This is a genomic window from Micromonospora sp. CA-248260, assembly GCF_050942205.1.
Lineage (GTDB): Bacteria > Actinomycetota > Actinomycetes > Mycobacteriales > Micromonosporaceae > Micromonospora > Micromonospora antibiotica.
In genome coordinates, this window is the sequence record NZ_CP192021.1 from 3484674 (window position 1) to 3500031 (window position 15358).

The window sequence follows — 15358 nt, forward strand, 5'->3', positions numbered from 1 at the left end:
GCCGATGACACCCGTCACAGCCGGTCCGCCGATGACCACCCGGCCCGGCCCCGCCTACCCTTGCCCCGGTGTGGACGAGAAACACGGCACCGCAGCGGGCGCTACCCCTCTGGCCGCTGTACGCCATGTTCGCGGCGATGCCGTTGTGGTGGCTGCTCGGCGGCCTCTACCTGGGGTGGGCGCTGTTCGGGATGCTGCTGGCGGTGGTCCTGCTCACCCACGGCAAGGTGGTGTGGCCGCCCGGCTCGGCGTTGTGGTTCGTCCTCGTCGGGCTCGTCCTGATCAGCGCCACCCGACTGGAGAAGGCCAGTGGGCTGCTCGTCTACGGCCTGCGGCTCGGATTCGTGCTGACCGCCTTCGTGGTCTACCTGTACGTCTACACCGCCGCCCGGCAGGGAGCCCGGTGGGAACGGCTGTTCCAGCCGGTGCTGTTGTTCTGGCTGGGGATGGTGGCGCTCGGCTGGGTCGGCGTGCTGGCCCCCCGCCTGGCGTTGACCACCCCGGTGGAGTCGCTGCTACCCGACGGGCTGGCCGGGCAGCGGATGATCCGGGCGGTCACCCACGTGCACTCCACCGAGTTCAACCCCACCGGCCGTAACCCGTACTTCCGTACGGCGGCCCCGTACCCGTACACCAACAACTGGGGGACCGGCTTCGCGCTGCTCGTGCCGTGCGTGTTGGCGTACCTGTCGGCGGTGCGGACCGGCCCGCTGCGCCGGGTGCTGGTGGTGTCCCTGCCGTTGGCCCTGGTGCCGGCGTTCCTCACCCTCAACCGGGGCATGTTCATCGGCCTGGGGGTGGGGCTGGCCTACCTGGGGCTGCGGGCGCTGCTGCGCGGCGACGTCCGGCTCATCGGCACCATCACCGCCGGCGTGGCGGTGGCGTGGGTGATCACCCTGGTCGTCCCGGTCGGCGACATGATCATGAACAGGGTGGAGAACACCGACTCGACCCGCGACCGTGCCGACCTCTACCGGCAGACCCTCGACGCGGTCCTGCGTTCGCCGCTGCTCGGCTACGGCGCCCCGCGCAGCGCCGACACCACCACCGGCGCGGAGCCGCTCGGCACCCAGGGGCAGGTCTGGCTGACCATGTACAGCCACGGCGTCCCCGCGCTGCTGGCCCTGCTGGCGCTGCTCGTGGTGCTGGTCCGCAGCACGGCGGTCGCGGTGTCCGCCGCCGGCCGCTGGTTGAGCGTGGTGCCGGTGGTCGCCCTGGCCCTCGCCCCGTTCTACGGGTTCACCGACATGAACCTGTCGGTGATGTTCTTCGCCATCGGGCTGGCCGTGGCTGCCGTGGACGGCCCGGTGAACCGGGAACTACCGACGGCGGCGTCCCGACCGTCGCCGGTCTGAGCGGATCAGCCGCTGGCCACGGCCGCCCGGGACCGGTCGGCGGCGATCCGTACCGCCATCGCGGCGAGCACGCTGCCGGTCACCCACCGCTGGACCCGTGCCCAGCCCGGCCGGCGCACCAGGAACGCCGACACCGACCCGGCGGTCAACACGATCAGGGTGTTCACCGACAGGGCCACGACGATCTGGGTGCCACCGAGCAGCAGGCTCTGCACCGCCACGGCACCCCGGGTGGGATCGACGAACTGCGGCAGCAGCGACACGTACAAGATGGCGATCTTGGGGTTGAGCAGGTTGGTGAGCAGTCCCATGGCGAACAGCCGGCGCGGCCGGTCCACCGGCAGTTCCTGCGGGGTGAACGCCGACCGCCCACCCGGGCGCAACGTCCGCCACGCCAACCACAGCAGGTACGCCGCACCGGCCAGCTTCACCGCCGTGTACAGCGGCGGCACCAGCACGAAGACCGTGGCGATGCCGGCGACGGCGGCGGCCAGGTAGACCCCGAACCCGGCGGCCACCCCGAGCAGGGACACCAGCCCGGCCCGGCGGCCCTGGCTGACCGACCGCGACACCAGGTAGACCATGTTCGGCCCGGGGGTGAGCACCAGACCGAGCGCCACCAGGGCGATTCCCACCACCGCACCGACCGTGACCATTGCCGCCCCCGCTCCGCCGTCCCCGACCGCACCCTACGCCGCCGCGCCGTCACCGGCCGTCCCGGTACGACGTGACGCCGGCCCCGAACCCGGTAAGGCAGGGGTTCCGGACCGGCGATGACAGCGGCCACACTGCTCAGATGTCGGTGACCCTGCGGACCGCCCCCACCGCCGCCGCCCCTGCACTGGTCCTGCGCTGGTGGCGCGACGACGACGTCGACGCCCTGGTCGAGGCGCACCGGGACCCGGAGCTGCGGGCCCGGACCCGTAACCCGTTGACCACCCCGGCGCAGGCGAGACGCTGGGTGGCCGGCAACCGGCAGGGCTGGGCGGCGGACCGCCGGTTCAGCTTCGCCGTCTGCGAGCCGCTGCCCGCCGGGGAACGGCTGGTCGCCTGTGTCCTGCTCAAGGACGTGGTGCCGGGACGCGCCGACGCGGAGATCGGCTACTGGACGGCCGGGCCGGCCCGTGGCCGTGGCGTCGCGTCCCGGGCGGTGGACGCGGTGAGCCGCTGGGCGTTCACCCGGTTCGCCGCGACCGGGCTGACCCGGCTGGAACTGCTGCACCAGGTCGACAATCCGGCGTCCTGCCGGGTGGCGGAGAAGGCGGGGTACCCCTTCGTCGAGGTGCTGCCCGCCCGGCCACCGTTTCCCCGCGACGGGCACCGCCACGTCCGCCACCGCGGCTGAGCCGGCCACCGGGCAGCCGGGAATGCCGGCCCCCGCGTCGGCGCTGCACCGGTGACGGCCAGGGTGGATACGGTGGACGCGTGGGAGGTGCCCGCGATGGTGGACGCGTGGGAGGCGGCGGTCGAGGCGCAGATCCGCAGCGCCCAGGAGCGCGGCGAGTTCGACAACCTGCCCGGCATGGGCAAACCGATCCCCGGCCGGGACCTCCCCTACGACGAGTCCTGGTGGATCAGGAGTTTCCTGGAGCGGGAGGCGCTGCCCACCGACCTGCTGCTGCCCACCCCGTTGCAGTTGCGCCGCCGGGTCGAGCAGGTCCCCGACGAAGTCCGTGACCTGCCCACCGAGGAGTCGGTCCGGGAGTTCGTCGGGCTGCTCAACCAGGAGATCGTCGCCTGGCTGCGGTACCCCGAGGGCCCCCGGGTGGTGGTCCGCCCGGTCGACACCGAGGCGGTGCTGCGCCAGTGGCGGGCCCACCGCGCCGCCCGGAACGCCGCCGCCGGGGCCGCGCCGGCACGGGCGCTCCCGCCGCGTCCCGGGCGACGGTGGCGCTGGCCGTGGCGGCGGGCCTGAACGACCGCCGTCGACCCGCCGGTGCCCGATCCGGCCCGGCTGCGGCTCAGCCGACGGCGGCCCGCCAGGTCCAGTCGGTGCGTCGCGGCCGGCCGTCCAGGGCGATCCGCCCGGTCATCCAGAGCAGCACGTCGGCCGGATCACCGGCGGGTGCGTTGGGGAACAGTCGTCCCAGCACCGCCGCGCTGGGCGCCGCCGGGGGCCGCCACGTCACCCCGAGCCCACCGGTGATGTCGTACGTGTGCAGCAGTGTCTCGGCGATGCCCATGGCGGCGAAGCCGGGCGGGTCGCAGGGCCCCCAGTGCCAGGCCCGGGTGTGCGCGGGCACGGTGTCGAGCGCGGCGGCGAGCAGCCCCCCGCAGGCGGCCACCACCACCAGCACCTGCGCCGGGGTGGCGTCGGGGCGTACCCGCAGGTCGAACGGGAGGTAGGCGGTGTCGGGGCGGCCGGTGAGCTGGGTGGCGTAGCCGAGCAGGTCATGGGCGATGTGCGCGGCGGTCGTCCAGCACGACCAGTCCAGGTCACCGGCGGGAGCGGTCCAGTCCCGGTCGGTGTGCGGGCCGAGCGTGCGGGTCAGTTCGTCGATGGCGTCCCGGACCCCGCGACCGGTCAGCCGTTCCTCGGTGGGCATGCGACCGATCCTCGCACCACCGTGTCCCGTGCGCCGGGCCGTGTGGCGTGGCTCAGGCCCGACGTGCGGGCTGCGGGCCGGTGGCAGACGCGGCGGCCACGAGGGTTTCGAGCACCGACCGGGCGGGCGTCGGACGCCGGCCGAGGAGTGCCCCCAGGGTCGGGTCGGTGACGGCGAACTCGCCCCGCCGGGCCGCCCGGTACATGCCGAGGGTGAAGTCGGCGGCGGCCCCGGGCATGCCCCGGGCGACGGCGGTGGCCCGCCACTCGTCGTCGTCGAGGACGACCCGGGTGACGGTACGTCCGGTGAGGTCGGTGAGGATGCCGGCGACGTCCGCCAGGTCGAGCATCTCCCCGGCGGTCAACGCGGGGGTGACGCCGTCGAGCACGCCCTGACCGGTCAGCGCGATGGCGGCGGCCTCGGCCAGGTCGTCGTGCGCGGTCCAGGACACCGGCCCGTCGGCCGGTGCCACCAGGCGGCCGGTGGTCAGGGCGTCGCCGATGACGGACCCGAGGGCGCCGGCGTAGAAGCCGTTGCGCAGGGCGGTGAAGGGCACCCCGGTCGCGGCCAGGTGCTCCTCGGTGGCGGCGTGGGTGACCTGGGCGGGGAAGAGCGACTCGCGGGAGGCGGCCTGGTGGCTGGTGTAGAGGATGCGGGCGGCTCCCGCGGCGCGGGCGGCGTCGACGGCGGCCCGGTTCGCGGTGACCGCGTCGCCGCCCCGGATGGCGGCGGACACGATCAGCACCCGGTCGGCCCCGGCGAAGGCGTGCTCCAGCGTGGCGGGCTCGGTGAAGTCCCCCCGGCGGACCCGTACGCCGCGTTCGGCCAGGTGGGTGGCCTTGTCGACGTCGCGCACGCTCACCTGCACGGTGGTGGCGGGCACCCGGGCCAGCAGTTGGTCGACGATCCGGGAGCCGAGCTGCCCGGTGGCACCGGTGATGACTAACACGAGAGCGACCCCTTCGGCTAATCAACGTTACGCTGTAGACGTTAACACCGATATTTCGCCGCTAACAAGGGGCTGTTATCGTTGATTCGTGACCGTGACGCCCGACACCCCGCCCCGCGACGACGTGCGATCCGACATCGTCGCGGCAGCCGCCCGCCTGCTTCGTGAACACGGGGCACACGCGGTGACCACCCGAGCCGTCGCCCAGGCCGCAGGCGTACAGGCACCCACCATCTACCGGCTGTTTGGTGACAAGAACGGCCTCGTCGACGCCGTCGCCGAACACGTGCTGGCCAGCTACGTCGCCACCAAGACGCACCTCACGGATGCCGCCCCGCAGGACCCGGTGGCCGAGCTGCGCGCCGGGTGGCGTACGCACCTGGAGTTCGGCCTGGCCAACCCCGAGTTGTTCCGGTTGCTCGGCACGCGCGGGCCCGGCGACCCGTCACCGGCGTCGGTGGCGGGTCTCGCGGTGCTGCGCTCGCGGGTGCGCCGGCTCGCCGCCGCCGGCCTGCTGCGGGTCGACGAGCAGCGGGCCACCATGATGATCCACGCCGCCGGTACCGGCGTCATCCTCACCCTGCTGGGGACCCCCACGCCGGAACGCGACCCCGGACTGGGTGACGCCGTGTTCGACGCCGTCCTCGGCGGCATCCTCACCGCCGCCCCGGTGACCCCCGACCCGACCCTGCGCACCGTCGCGGTGACCCTCGCGGCGCTGACGCCGGACCTGCCCGGCCTCACCGACGCCGAACGCACGCTGTTGACCGAGTGGCTCGACCGGTCACTGGCCCGGCTGCGCCACCCGCAGCCGTAGCCGACCCGGACCCGCCGGCGTCCCGGTCCCGGGCAGCAGGGGCGGCGACGGCGGTACGGCAGGTGCACCGAAGCACGTCCGCAGCACGGCCTCGTGCGGCAGGGCGGCCCCGCAGAGCTCCTGGTAGAGCGTCGCCGCGCCGGTCCGACTGACGGGTGTCACCCGGGCCCGTAGCGCAGGCGCCGGCTGGTGGCCGACGCGTCGCACCACCGGCCCTCCGAGCGACTCCAGCCGCCACCCACCAGCCCGACGCAGGAGTGGTCCCCCGCGAGAAGGAACTCCTCGGCCAGCAACCCCTCGGGCTCGCCGACACCGTCGTGGACCACGTAGTAGTGCAGGGCCGTCGTCACCCGTCGATTGTCAGGCCGGTGGTGTGCGACCGCGATCCGGCTCACCGCAGCCGCCGCCCTACCCCTCCATTATCCCACGAGCGCATTCTTTCACTACAACAGGTAGTGGATTACGTGCGATCCGGTGACCGCTACGGTGCCGGCATGCTTACTGGCGAGGAGAAGTTCGTTCGTCGCGGGCACGTCCGGCTGTGGACCGAGCGTTTCGGCCACCCGGACCACCCCACCGTCCTATTGATCATGGGCACGTCCACCCAGGGCATCGGCTGGCCCGACGAGCTGGTGGAGGCACTGGTGGACAGTGGCCGGCAGGTGATCCGCTTCGATCACCGTGACACCGGCCGTTCCGACTCCGTCGATTTCACGGCGCACCCCTACGCGCTCGCCGACCTGGCGGCCGACGCGGCAGGTGTCCTGGACGGTCACGGCGTCACCGCCGCGCACGTCGTGGGGACGTCGCTGGGCGCGGCGATCGGGCAGTGGCTCGCCCTGCACCAGGCGTCACGGGTCCGCACGCTGACGGCGATGGCCTCCTCTCCGATGGGAAACAACCCCGGTCCGGCGTGGGCGCGGGCGATGGCGGGCCAACCGCCTGCGGCTGATGAACTCCCGCCGCCGACGGCGTGGTTCCTCGGCCATCTGATGGACGCGGCGAAGGCGCCCCGCGCGACGGCCCGTCAACGCGTGGACGCCGACGTGCGGACCTGGCGGGTGCTCAACGGTAGTGTCCTGCCCTTCGACGAGCCGGCTGCGCGGCGGTTCGTCGAGCACTGTCACCAGCGGGCCGACAACCTCGCTGCCGCCGCGAACCACGATCTGGCCGGCCGGCGCTGGGACCACGACCGGCGGGCGGCGCTGTCTGGCATCACGGCCGCGACGTTGGTCCTGCACGGCAGCGACGACCCGCTGTTCCCGCCGGCCCACGGTGAGGCCGTCGCGGCGCAGATCCCCACCGCGCGGCTGGAGATCGTGCCCGGGATGGGCCACCACCCGTTCTTCTCGCCCGGGCTCACCGAACGGATCGCCGGCTCGATCATCCGCCACACGAGCTGAGTCGGCCCACCCCGCACCCGGGCCACGGCCCGGCACGGATCCTGCGTGGCCCGGGTGCGGTCGGTCCCGGCGGGAGCCACCGTGGTGACCATCCGGAGGGAGGACGTCCGGATGGTCACCCACCCACCTCTGCATTAATTAACGGATTACCAGTAATGAAAAACCAGCAATTGGATCAGCCAAAACGGGCATAACGGTGTAGCACCATAATGACTGTTCTGTTGTTTCCCGGTCCAGGTGCAGGGGTTGGCTATCCGCTGCGGTTGTCCTGCCCCGACGGGCACCGCCGCTACGCCGGTCCGGTCAGCGGCGGATCGATCGCCTCGGGGGTCACCGGGGTGAAGAAGTTGACCATGTTGCCGTCGGGGTCGCGGAAGAGCAGGGCGCGGTCACCCCACGGCATGGTCGTGGGACCGGACAGCCGCCTGGCCGTGGGGGCGGTAGCCTGCGCCGATGCCGGTCAGGGACTTTCACCAGGACGACTGGCCTGCGGTTCGGGCGATCGTCGAAGCCGTCGTCGCCGCAGGCGACACCTTTCCGTACGACCCCCGGTGGTCGACCGAGGCGCTGCGCGACGTCTGGGTGGAGCGTCCGCCCGGTCGGACCACGGTCGCCGTGGTGGGGAACCGGGTGCTGGGCACCGCGAAGATGGGCCCGAACCGGCCAGGCCCCGGCCGGCACGTCGCCACCGCCAGCTTCATGGTGGCCCGCAACGCCCGGGGGCGGGGGGTCGGTCGCGCCTTGGCCGAGGAGGCTCTCGACTGGGCACGCGACCAGGGCTACGCGGCGATGCAGTTCAACGCGGTGGTCGAGGGAAACGACGCTGCCGAGCGGCTGTACCGGCGGCTGGGGTTCACCGTGGTCGGCACCGTGCCGGCGGCCTTCGACCATCCGACCCGGGGGAGGGTCGGGCTGCACGTCATGCACCGCTTCCTCTGAACGGCGGTGCGGTGGGCCCTCGGTCCGGGTGCCAGGATGGGGCGATGAGCGACGAGCCGATCGACCTGGTGTCCGCGCTGGCCTCCTTCGACCAGTTGTGGAGCCCGCGCATCGTCACCCGGGTCAACGACTATGACGTGCGGGTGGCGAAGGTGGCCGGGGAGCACGTGTGGCACACCCACGACCACACCGACGAGTTCTTCCTGGTGCTCGACGGCGAACTGCGCATCGGGCTGCGGGAGGACGCCGGCGAGCGGACGGTGGTGTTGCCGCGCGGCGCGGTGTACGTGGTGCCGCGCGGGGTGGCGCACCGTCCGTCCGCTCCCGACGGGGCGTCGATCCTGATGTTCGAACCGTCGGGGACGTCCAGTGTGGGGGACCGGCACGACGAGGTGCCCGCGCACGTGGACGCCACCACCGGCCACGCCCTCTGAGCCGGACGACTCCCACCCGGCTGTCGGACCTGGGGTGTCCGGGAGCGGGCGACGCCTACGCCAATCGGTGTAGGGAGTACGCGGTGGGCGTCGACCACTGTGACATCCGCGGGACGACGCGGCACAGGACGGGACTTCCCTAGCGTCGGGGCATCCCCGATCGAGGAGGCCCCATGTTCCGCTCCGACCCGGTCAGCACCTCGTCGCCATCCCGTGGAGCGCGGCGGATCCCGCCGGCCACGGTGCCGCGCCCGCCGCGTACCGGCCGCCGGATCGCCGTGGACATCGCCGCGGGTGGGCTGGTCCTGCCGCTGGTCGGCTTCGCCGTGGCCGATCTGATCAACCCGGATTGGAGTCCGGTCGAGACGATGATCAGCCACTACGTACACGCTCCGCACGGTGGGTGGTTGGTGCCGCTCGGCACGCTGAGCATGGCCGTCGCCTCCGGGACGCTGACGTGGCTGGCTGCCGGGTACACCCGGGGTGGCCGCACCGGCCTGGCGCTGCTCGGGGTCTGGACCGTCGGCCTGCTGGTCGCCGGGGTGTTCCCCACCGACCCGCCCGGCCAGTGGGACCAGCCGCCGAGCATCGCCGGCACGCTGCACGGGATCGCCGCGCTGCTCGCCTTCACGACGCTGCCCGTAGCCGCGGCCGTGCTGAGCCGGGTGTGGCGTCGGGATCCCCGGTGGCGTCCGGTCGCCGGTGGGCTGGCCGTCACGGCGGCGTCGTCGGTGGTCACCTGCGCACTGTTCATGATCACGTTCTTCGACGTGATGGGTGGTCCGTCCCTGGCGGTCGGCGCGTGGTCGACCGTCACCGGTCTGGCCGAGCGGGTGATGGTGTGGTCCTACGTCATCGATGGATCGCTCCTGCGCCGCGCTGCCCGGGAGCGGGACGGGGCTGCCGCGTCGGGCCGTCACCGTGGTCCTGGCCGTGCTGACTCTGGTCGCCGTGCCGACCGCCACCGCGCTCGCCGGTGGCAGCGTGACCCTGTACGGCGTCCTTCCGCTTGCCGGGACGCTCGCCGTCCTGGTGGTGCTCCGTCGGCGGTGGCCCGTCGCCGCGCTGCTCACAGCGGTGGCGGCGATGAGGGGCGCCGCTCTGGTGGAGGTGGGCTGGATCTGGCCTGCCACCGTGCTGGTCGCCCACGCTGTCATGATCGGACGCATCGGCGGGGCGGTCGGGACCGGCGTCGTCGTCCTGGCCTATGCCGCCGGGTGGGAGTGGACGGTGCTCGGGCACAGCCCGGATCTGGTTGTCGCCCGGGTCGGTGGCGAGGCGCTCTGGCTGGCTCTCGTGGTGGCGGTCGGTGTCGCGTACCGCAACCGGCGCGGCTGGCAGCAGGAACTGGCCGCCCGGGTGAGGCAGTCCGCCTACGAACGCGACCTCGACGCCCGGCGTCGGCGGGCGGAGGAACGGATACGCATCGCGCACGAGCTGCATGACGTGGTCTCGCACACCCTCGCCGTCGTCGGGGTCCACCTCAACGTGGCCCTGGACACGCTGGAGTCCGCGCCCGACGAGGCCAGGGACGCGCTCCAGCTCGCCCAGGACGTGCGCGGCAGGGCGATGGCCGACCTGCGGGCCCTGGTCGACGTGTTACGCGACGGGTCCACGGCGACCATCGAGTCACCGGCGGCCCAGTTGGACGGGCTGGCCGGCCTGGTCGCGCAGGTGCGGGCCGCCGGGATCGACGTGGAACTGCAGGAGACGGGCGACCGGGCGGCGGTGCCCGCCCCGGTGGCGCTGGCCAGCTACCGGATCGTGCAGGAGGCGTTGACCAACACCGTCCGCCACGCTGCGGCCACCCGAGCCGTGGTGACGCTGTGCTACGAACCGGCACAGGTCACTATCACCGTCACCGACAACGGCACGCCGGTCGAGTGCGACCGGCCGGCCACCACCGGCGATCCGGTCCATCTCGGGACCAGCCGGCCGGCCGGCGAACCCGGCAGCCCGGACACCGCCGGGCACGGCATCGCCGGAATGCAGGAACGGGTCCGTGCGCTCGGCGGCCTGCTACGGGTCGGTCCCGCCACCGGAGCCGGGTTCACGGTCCAGGCATCGATTCCGGTGGCCAGGTGACCATGGCGATCTCCGTACTGCTCGCCGACGACCAGCACCTGGTGCGGGCCGGGTTCCGCAGCCTGCTCAAGCGGGACCGTGACATCACCGTCCTCGGTGAGGCGTCCACCGGCGACGAGGCGGTCCGCACCACCCGGGCACTGCGGCCCGACGTGGTGCTGATGGACATCCGGATGCCGGGCATGGACGGCATCACGGCCACCCGCCAGATCGTCGCCGACCCGCAGTTGCGCGGCTGCCGGGTGGTCATCCTCACCACCTTCGAAACCGACGAGTACGTCTTCACCGCCCTGGCGGCGGGGGCAAGCGGGTTCCTCACCAAGGACGTCGACCCGGACGGCCTGCGCCGGGCCGTCCGGGTCGTGGCGGCCGGCGAGGCGCTGCTCTCCCCGAGCGTCACCCGCCGCGTGGTCGCGCAACTCGCCCACCGGCCGGCGGCCGGCACCGGCGGGGTGCCGCTCGCGGTGCTCACCGCGCGCGAACGGGAGATCGTCCGGCTGGTGGCGACGGGCCTGTCCAATGACGCCATCGCCGGTCACCTCGTGATCAGCCCGCTGACGGTGAAGACCCACGTCACCCGGGCCATCGCCAAGCTCGGCGTCCGCGACCGGGTCCAACTGGTGATCCTGGCGTACGAGACCGGGCTGATCCGTCCGGGCGAGGCCGCCGCGCCCACCGGACAGGCACCGTCCGACGGTTGACGCCGGCGCAGCGGGGTCGCGTCACCCCGAGCGGGCGGTGGTGCGACGGCGGCGGCGGGACCGGTGGATGGTCGGCCATCTTCGGGTTGACGGGCGCGCCGCGACGCGGTAAATACTGAAGTACGAGTTGAGTCGACCTGACTCAACTCAAGGACCTTCGGCCCGAGGAAACCGAGGAGGCACGACCATGCTGATGCGTACCGACCCCTTCCGTGAGATCGACCGGCTCGCCGAGCAGCTCTTCGGCACCACCAGCCGCCCCGCCGTGATGCACCTGGACGCCTGGCGCGACGGCGACCACTTCCACGCGGCGTTCGACCTGCCCGGGGTGGACCCCGACAGCATCGACTGCACCGTGGAGCGCAACGTGCTGACCGTCCGCGCGCAGCGCCGCCGGGCCACCACCGACACCGTCGAGCTGGTCGCCGCCGAACGCCCGATGGGCACCTTCTCCCGGCAGCTGTTCCTCGGCGACACCCTCGACACCGACCGGCTGGAAGCCACCTACGAGCACGGGGTGCTGACGCTGCGCATCCCGATCGCGGAGCGGGCCAAGCCGCGCCGGGTTCCCGTCACCGCCAGTAACGGGCGCAAGCAGCTCACCGCCTGATCGCCACCGCTGCTGTGGGGCCCGGCCCGGCCCCACAGCAGCGGTGCACCGGCGCGCCTCACGGTGAATCCCCACCGAGGCTGAGAGTCTTTTTCGCATGCTGCGTCCCGACGTCCCCGTCCTGCCCCGCGCCTCGGCCCGCCCGGCGCTCACCGGCACACCGGTCGACTTCACCGAGGCGTGGTTGCGTAACCGTCGGTTATCGGCGCACACCCGCGACGCGTACCGGCGCGACATCGCCGGCTGGCTCACCTGGTGCGCCGCCGGGGACCTGGACCCGTTGCGGGCCAACTTCCTCGACGTCAACGCCTACGCCCGGCAGTTGGAGGCGACCCCGTCGGCGCGCAGCGGGCGGCCGTTGACCCCGGCCACCGTCGCCCGGAAACTCTCCGCGCTGTCCAGCTGGTACGAATTCCTGGTCAAACTGCGGGCGGTGGACGCCAACCCGGTCGCCGGCGCCGACCGGCCACGCATCGACCGGGACCACTCGGCAACCGTGGGGCTCACCCCGCAGGAGGTCGACGCCCTGCTCGCCGCCGCCGACACCGACACCGGCCCGACCGCCGCCCGCAACCGGGCCGCCGTCGCCCTGCTGGCCGACCTCGGCCTACGCGTCGGTGAGCTGGTCTCGCTCGACCTGACCGATCTCGGGGCCGAGCGCGGGCACCGCAGCGTCCGGTTCGTCGGCAAGGGCGGCAAGGCCCGCCGTCGCGCGCTCACCCCCGGCACCGCCCACGCGGTCGACGCCTACCTCGCCGACCGGGCGGCGACCGCGGGGGTGAGCGTGGACGCGTTGACCGGTCCGCTGCTGGCCACCGCCACCGGTGGCCGCCTCGACCGGCACTCGGTGTTCCGGCTGGTGCGCCGGTTGGCCGAGACCGCCGGCATCGCGGCGGCGGCGAAGCTGTCCCCGCACTCGCTGCGGCACGCCTTCGCCACCACCGCCCGCGAGGAGGGGGTGCCGTTGGAGGACGTCCAGGACGCGATGGGACACGCCGACCCACGGACCACCCGCCGCTACGACCGGGACCGGCACAACCTCGACCGGGACCCGGCGTACGTCATCTGGGCGGCCCGGGCGCGGCGGCGCAGCTGAGAAAACCGATTGACGGAGTAAGCGCTCACTCCCGAGCCTGGTGTCATGACGGCACCCGGGGGACGTCGGCGGCGCGCGCCGGCCATGAGCGCCGACCGACGTCGCGCCATGATCGTGCAGACGGCCCTGCCGCTGTTGACCCGCCGGGGCACCGCCCTGACCACCGCCGAGGTGGCGCGGGCCGCCGGGATCGGCGAGGCGACGGTGTTCCGCGCCTTCGCCGACAAGCAGGCCCTGCTCGACGCCTGCGTCGCCGAGGTCCTGCGACCTGACGCGCTGCTCGACCGGTTGACCCGCATCGACCGGGAACAGGCCCTCACCGGCCGACTCACCGAGGCCGCCACGGTGATCCACGCTCACCTGGCCCGACTGGGTGCGGTGCTGGGCGCCCTGCACGCCGCCGGCCGGTCCCGCCAGCCCCCACCGCCGACCGGCGCGGCGGTGGGGGCGGTCCGGTCGGCGGTGGCCGCGCTGTTCACCCCCGACGCCGACCGGTTGCGGCTGCCGGCCGACCGGCTCGCCGACCTCTTCCTCGGCCTGCTGTCCCCACCCGGGCCGCTGGGCACCACACCGCCGTCGACCACGGCACTGGTCGACCTGTTCCTGCACGGCGCACTCACCCACCCCGACGGCCACTGACCCCCGGCCGTCGCGGTCGGCGGGGCCTCGTGGTCAGCAGAGCAGGTCGAGGTGGTGGTGGGCGTCGGCGGAGATGTCCTCGTGCCGCAGCCACCGCCGGGCCCACAACCTGGCGGCCACCTCGGCCTGCCCGTCACCCCAGGCGGCGTGTTCGACCAGCAACGCCGTGGCCAGCGCGTACGCCATCCGCAGGGCGAGACTACGCGCGCCGGCCAGCACCGCCACCGCAGCCGGTTCGGCGGTGACCTCACCCAGGGTGTCCCGCAGTTCCCCGACGACCGTGGCGAGGGTGTCCGCCAGTGCCGGGGACAACGGTCGGGCCAGGTCCACCGCCCCGGCCAACCGACGCAGCAGCGGTGCGCCGGCGTCCTCCCGGGTGACCGCGCGCAGCACGTCCAGGGCCAACACGTTCGTGGTGCCCTCCCAGATCGGCAGCACCTGGGCGTCGCGCAGCAACCTCGGCACCCCGGTGTCCTCGACGTAACCGGCCCCGCCGAACGCCTCCCCGTACTCGGCGGCACTGGCCACGGCCAGCCGACCGGTGACCAGCTTCGCCAACGGCGCGACCACCCGCAGTTCGGCGGCAGCCTGCGGATCACCACCGACCTCCACCCGGCCGAGCAACGCGAACGCATGCCCGGCCAGGGCGAACGCGCCCGCCGCGTCGACCGCCAACGCACCGAGGGTGGCCCGGTGCAGGGGGTTGTCCAGCAACGACCCACCCGCGACGTGCCGGCCGCGCGCGTACGCCAGCGCGTAGGCCAGACCCCGCCGCATCCCCGACGCGGCGGCCGAGGCGTTGTGCACCCGGGTCACCACCACCAGGGTCATCGCCCGCACCAGGCCCGGCACCACCGGGTCACCCAACGGCAACGCGTACGCGTCACGCAACCCGATCTCGGCGGTCGGCAACGCCCGGGTGCCCAACTTGTCCTTCAGCCGGTGCACCACCACCCCCGGTGCGGGGTGGTGCGCGGCGGCGGTGCTCCCCGCCAGCGGCGAGTCGGCGGCGTACCGGGGCACCAGGAACGGGGCGAGGACCCGGCTGCCCCGCCCGGCGCCCTCCGGCCGGGCCAACGCCACCGCCACCGTCGCGTCGGCCGCCGAGCAGAACCACTTCTCCCCGGTCAGCCGCCACGACCCGTCGGCGGCCGGCCGCCCCAGCGTGCTGGTGCCGGACAGGTCGGAACCGCCCTGCGACTCGGTCATCCACTGCCCGCTGACGATCGCCGTGTCCGGGTCGGTGGCGATCAACCGGGGCAGCCAGGCGTCACGGACCTGCACGTCGACGTCGGGGCTGCTCAGCAGCGCCGCCGCCCCGTCGGCCATCGCCACCGGGCAGGAGAACGTGGCCGACTCCGGCCCGTACAGGTGCAGCAGGGCGTGCTGGACGACGCGGGCGGCGGCCCCCCACCTGCCACGCGCCGACTCCAGGTAGGGCAACGCGACCACGGCGTGCCGGGCGGCGGCGGCCCGCTGCGCCTGCCAACCGGCGCTGGTGTCGATCCGGTCGACGCGGGCACCCCACGGGTCGTAACGCACCAGCGTCGGCGGGTGGGCCTCGGCGTCGGCGTGCGCGGCCCGCAACGGCCCGACCACGTCGGCGGCCAGCGCGGTCAGCTGGTCCTGCGCGGCGGCGTGCCCGGCCGGCCCGAGCTGCCGGGTCAACCACGACCGCAGCAACCCGTCCCCGGCGTACGGGTCGTCGATGTCCGTCACCGGCTGCACGTAACGGCTCATCCGTCGCTCCTTCACCAGGGGTGTGCGCCGACGGTAGACGATCG

The 15358-nt window shown here is 73.6% G+C and carries 18 protein-coding genes and 1 pseudogene; 13 read left to right on the forward strand and 6 right to left on the reverse strand.

Translation table 11 applies throughout. The features are described 5' to 3' along the window. Nucleotides 1–68 precede the first annotated feature (68 nt). Nucleotides 69–1355, forward strand: a complete 1287-nt coding sequence (locus tag ACQP2H_RS15365; protein ID WP_307799031.1) for an O-antigen ligase family protein — start codon at nt 69–71, stop codon at nt 1353–1355. Between the two features lie 5 nt (nt 1356–1360). On the opposite strand, the gene ACQP2H_RS15370 is transcribed toward ACQP2H_RS15365, so the two are convergent. Then, a complete protein-coding gene (locus tag ACQP2H_RS15370) occupies nt 1361–2011 on the reverse strand; it encodes a LysE family translocator (RefSeq protein WP_363822308.1) in 651 nt (216 codons plus the stop codon). Nucleotides 2012–2151: 140 nt separating this feature from the next. On the opposite strand from ACQP2H_RS15370, the gene ACQP2H_RS15375 reads away from it, so the two are divergent. Both ACQP2H_RS15375 and ACQP2H_RS15380 read left to right on the forward strand, forming a co-directional pair. Further along, nucleotides 2152–2700, forward strand: a complete 549-nt coding sequence (locus ACQP2H_RS15375; protein ID WP_433233286.1) for a GNAT family N-acetyltransferase — start codon at nt 2152–2154, stop codon at nt 2698–2700. A 72-nt stretch (nt 2701–2772) separates the two neighbouring features. Further along, the gene (locus tag ACQP2H_RS15380) at nt 2773–3270 is read left to right on the forward strand and encodes a DUF1992 domain-containing protein (RefSeq protein WP_433233288.1); all 498 of its coding nucleotides are present in this window, start codon (nt 2773–2775) and stop codon (nt 3268–3270) included. A 46-nt stretch (nt 3271–3316) separates the two neighbouring features. Here the strand turns inward: ACQP2H_RS15380 and ACQP2H_RS15385 are convergent, their stop codons facing one another. Both ACQP2H_RS15385 and ACQP2H_RS15390 read right to left on the reverse strand, forming a co-directional pair. Then, nucleotides 3317–3901, reverse strand: a complete 585-nt coding sequence (locus ACQP2H_RS15385; protein ID WP_433233290.1) for a maleylpyruvate isomerase N-terminal domain-containing protein — start codon at nt 3899–3901, stop codon at nt 3317–3319. 52 nt (nt 3902–3953) lie between these two features. Continuing rightward, nucleotides 3954–4850, reverse strand: coding sequence for an NAD(P)H-binding protein (locus ACQP2H_RS15390; protein ID WP_433233292.1), 897 nt, complete (start codon nt 4848–4850; stop codon nt 3954–3956). 88 nt (nt 4851–4938) lie between these two features. On the opposite strand from ACQP2H_RS15390, the gene ACQP2H_RS15395 reads away from it, so the two are divergent. After that, nucleotides 4939–5667: a TetR/AcrR family transcriptional regulator gene (locus tag ACQP2H_RS15395; protein WP_357533445.1), complete on the forward strand. Its 729-nt coding sequence runs from the start codon at nt 4939–4941 to the stop codon at nt 5665–5667. Nucleotides 5668–5825: 158 nt separating this feature from the next. Here the strand turns inward: ACQP2H_RS15395 and ACQP2H_RS15400 are convergent, their stop codons facing one another. After that, nucleotides 5826–6017 carry a hypothetical protein gene (locus ACQP2H_RS15400; RefSeq protein WP_357533443.1) on the reverse strand — a complete coding sequence of 64 codons (192 nt, stop codon included), beginning with the start codon at nt 6015–6017 and terminating at the stop codon, nt 5826–5828. Nucleotides 6018–6161: 144 nt separating this feature from the next. Between ACQP2H_RS15400 and ACQP2H_RS15405 the strand changes: the two genes are divergently transcribed. Continuing rightward, nucleotides 6162–7070, forward strand: coding sequence for an alpha/beta fold hydrolase (locus ACQP2H_RS15405; protein WP_433233294.1), 909 nt, complete (start codon nt 6162–6164; stop codon nt 7068–7070). A 289-nt stretch (nt 7071–7359) separates the two neighbouring features. On the opposite strand, the gene ACQP2H_RS15410 is transcribed toward ACQP2H_RS15405, so the two are convergent. Next, nucleotides 7360–7473, reverse strand: a complete 114-nt coding sequence (locus tag ACQP2H_RS15410) for a hypothetical protein (RefSeq protein WP_433233296.1) — start codon at nt 7471–7473, stop codon at nt 7360–7362. 50 nt (nt 7474–7523) lie between these two features. Between ACQP2H_RS15410 and ACQP2H_RS15415 the strand changes: the two genes are divergently transcribed. The 8 genes and pseudogenes from ACQP2H_RS15415 (at nt 7524) to ACQP2H_RS15450 (ending at nt 13574) form a co-directional block, all read left to right on the forward strand. Further along, the gene (locus ACQP2H_RS15415; protein ID WP_219462014.1) at nt 7524–8009 is read left to right on the forward strand and encodes a GNAT family N-acetyltransferase; all 486 of its coding nucleotides are present in this window, start codon (nt 7524–7526) and stop codon (nt 8007–8009) included. A 44-nt stretch (nt 8010–8053) separates the two neighbouring features. Further along, a complete protein-coding gene (locus tag ACQP2H_RS15420; RefSeq protein WP_219462016.1) occupies nt 8054–8443 on the forward strand; it encodes a cupin domain-containing protein in 390 nt (129 codons plus the stop codon). A gap of 173 nt (nt 8444–8616) precedes the next feature. Next, nucleotides 8617–9219: pseudogene (locus ACQP2H_RS15425) on the forward strand (DUF998 domain-containing protein); the annotation flags it as partial. A gap of 82 nt (nt 9220–9301) precedes the next feature. Then, the gene (locus ACQP2H_RS15430) at nt 9302–10528 is read left to right on the forward strand and encodes a sensor histidine kinase (protein ID WP_433233299.1); all 1227 of its coding nucleotides are present in this window, start codon (nt 9302–9304) and stop codon (nt 10526–10528) included. Nucleotides 10529–10530: 2 nt separating this feature from the next. Beyond that, a complete protein-coding gene (locus tag ACQP2H_RS15435) occupies nt 10531–11229 on the forward strand; it encodes a response regulator (RefSeq protein WP_433233545.1) in 699 nt (232 codons plus the stop codon). 187 nt (nt 11230–11416) lie between these two features. Continuing rightward, complete coding sequence (locus tag ACQP2H_RS15440) at nt 11417–11839, forward strand: Hsp20/alpha crystallin family protein (protein WP_219462022.1); 423 nt, start codon at nt 11417–11419, stop codon at nt 11837–11839. Between the two features lie 97 nt (nt 11840–11936). Continuing rightward, nucleotides 11937–12935, forward strand: coding sequence for a tyrosine-type recombinase/integrase (locus ACQP2H_RS15445; RefSeq protein WP_219462024.1), 999 nt, complete (start codon nt 11937–11939; stop codon nt 12933–12935). Between the two features lie 108 nt (nt 12936–13043). Continuing rightward, on the forward strand, nt 13044–13574 hold the full coding sequence (locus ACQP2H_RS15450; protein WP_433233301.1) for a TetR/AcrR family transcriptional regulator: 531 nt from the start codon (nt 13044–13046) through the stop codon (nt 13572–13574). A gap of 33 nt (nt 13575–13607) precedes the next feature. Here the strand turns inward: ACQP2H_RS15450 and ACQP2H_RS15455 are convergent, their stop codons facing one another. Further along, nucleotides 13608–15314: an acyl-CoA dehydrogenase family protein gene (locus tag ACQP2H_RS15455; RefSeq protein ID WP_433233303.1), complete on the reverse strand. Its 1707-nt coding sequence runs from the start codon at nt 15312–15314 to the stop codon at nt 13608–13610. Nucleotides 15315–15358 lie beyond the last annotated feature (44 nt).

Bases quoted from the DNA above. Each gene is read 5' to 3' on its own strand.
- ACQP2H_RS15370 (WP_363822308.1), bottom strand. From the start codon at position 2,011: ATGGTCACGGTCGGTGCGGTGGTGGGAATCGCCCTGGTGGCGCTCGGT.
- ACQP2H_RS15375 (WP_433233286.1), top strand. From the start codon at position 2,152: ATGTCGGTGACCCTGCGGACCGCCCCCACCGCCGCCGCCCCTGCACTG.
- ACQP2H_RS15385 (WP_433233290.1), bottom strand. From the start codon at position 3,901: ATGCCCACCGAGGAACGGCTGACCGGTCGCGGGGTCCGGGACGCCATC.
- ACQP2H_RS15405 (WP_433233294.1), top strand. From the start codon at position 6,162: ATGCTTACTGGCGAGGAGAAGTTCGTTCGTCGCGGGCACGTCCGGCTG.
- ACQP2H_RS15410 (WP_433233296.1), bottom strand. From the start codon at position 7,473: ATGCCGTGGGGTGACCGCGCCCTGCTCTTCCGCGACCCCGACGGCAAC.
- ACQP2H_RS15415 (WP_219462014.1), top strand. From the start codon at position 7,524: ATGCCGGTCAGGGACTTTCACCAGGACGACTGGCCTGCGGTTCGGGCG.
- ACQP2H_RS15420 (WP_219462016.1), top strand. From the start codon at position 8,054: ATGAGCGACGAGCCGATCGACCTGGTGTCCGCGCTGGCCTCCTTCGAC.
- ACQP2H_RS15430 (WP_433233299.1), top strand. From the start codon at position 9,302: ATGGATCGCTCCTGCGCCGCGCTGCCCGGGAGCGGGACGGGGCTGCCG.
- ACQP2H_RS15435 (WP_433233545.1), top strand. From the start codon at position 10,531: ATGGCGATCTCCGTACTGCTCGCCGACGACCAGCACCTGGTGCGGGCC.
- ACQP2H_RS15440 (WP_219462022.1), top strand. From the start codon at position 11,417: ATGCTGATGCGTACCGACCCCTTCCGTGAGATCGACCGGCTCGCCGAG.
- ACQP2H_RS15445 (WP_219462024.1), top strand. From the start codon at position 11,937: ATGCTGCGTCCCGACGTCCCCGTCCTGCCCCGCGCCTCGGCCCGCCCG.
- ACQP2H_RS15450 (WP_433233301.1), top strand. From the start codon at position 13,044: ATGATCGTGCAGACGGCCCTGCCGCTGTTGACCCGCCGGGGCACCGCC.
- ACQP2H_RS15455 (WP_433233303.1), bottom strand. From the start codon at position 15,314: ATGAGCCGTTACGTGCAGCCGGTGACGGACATCGACGACCCGTACGCC.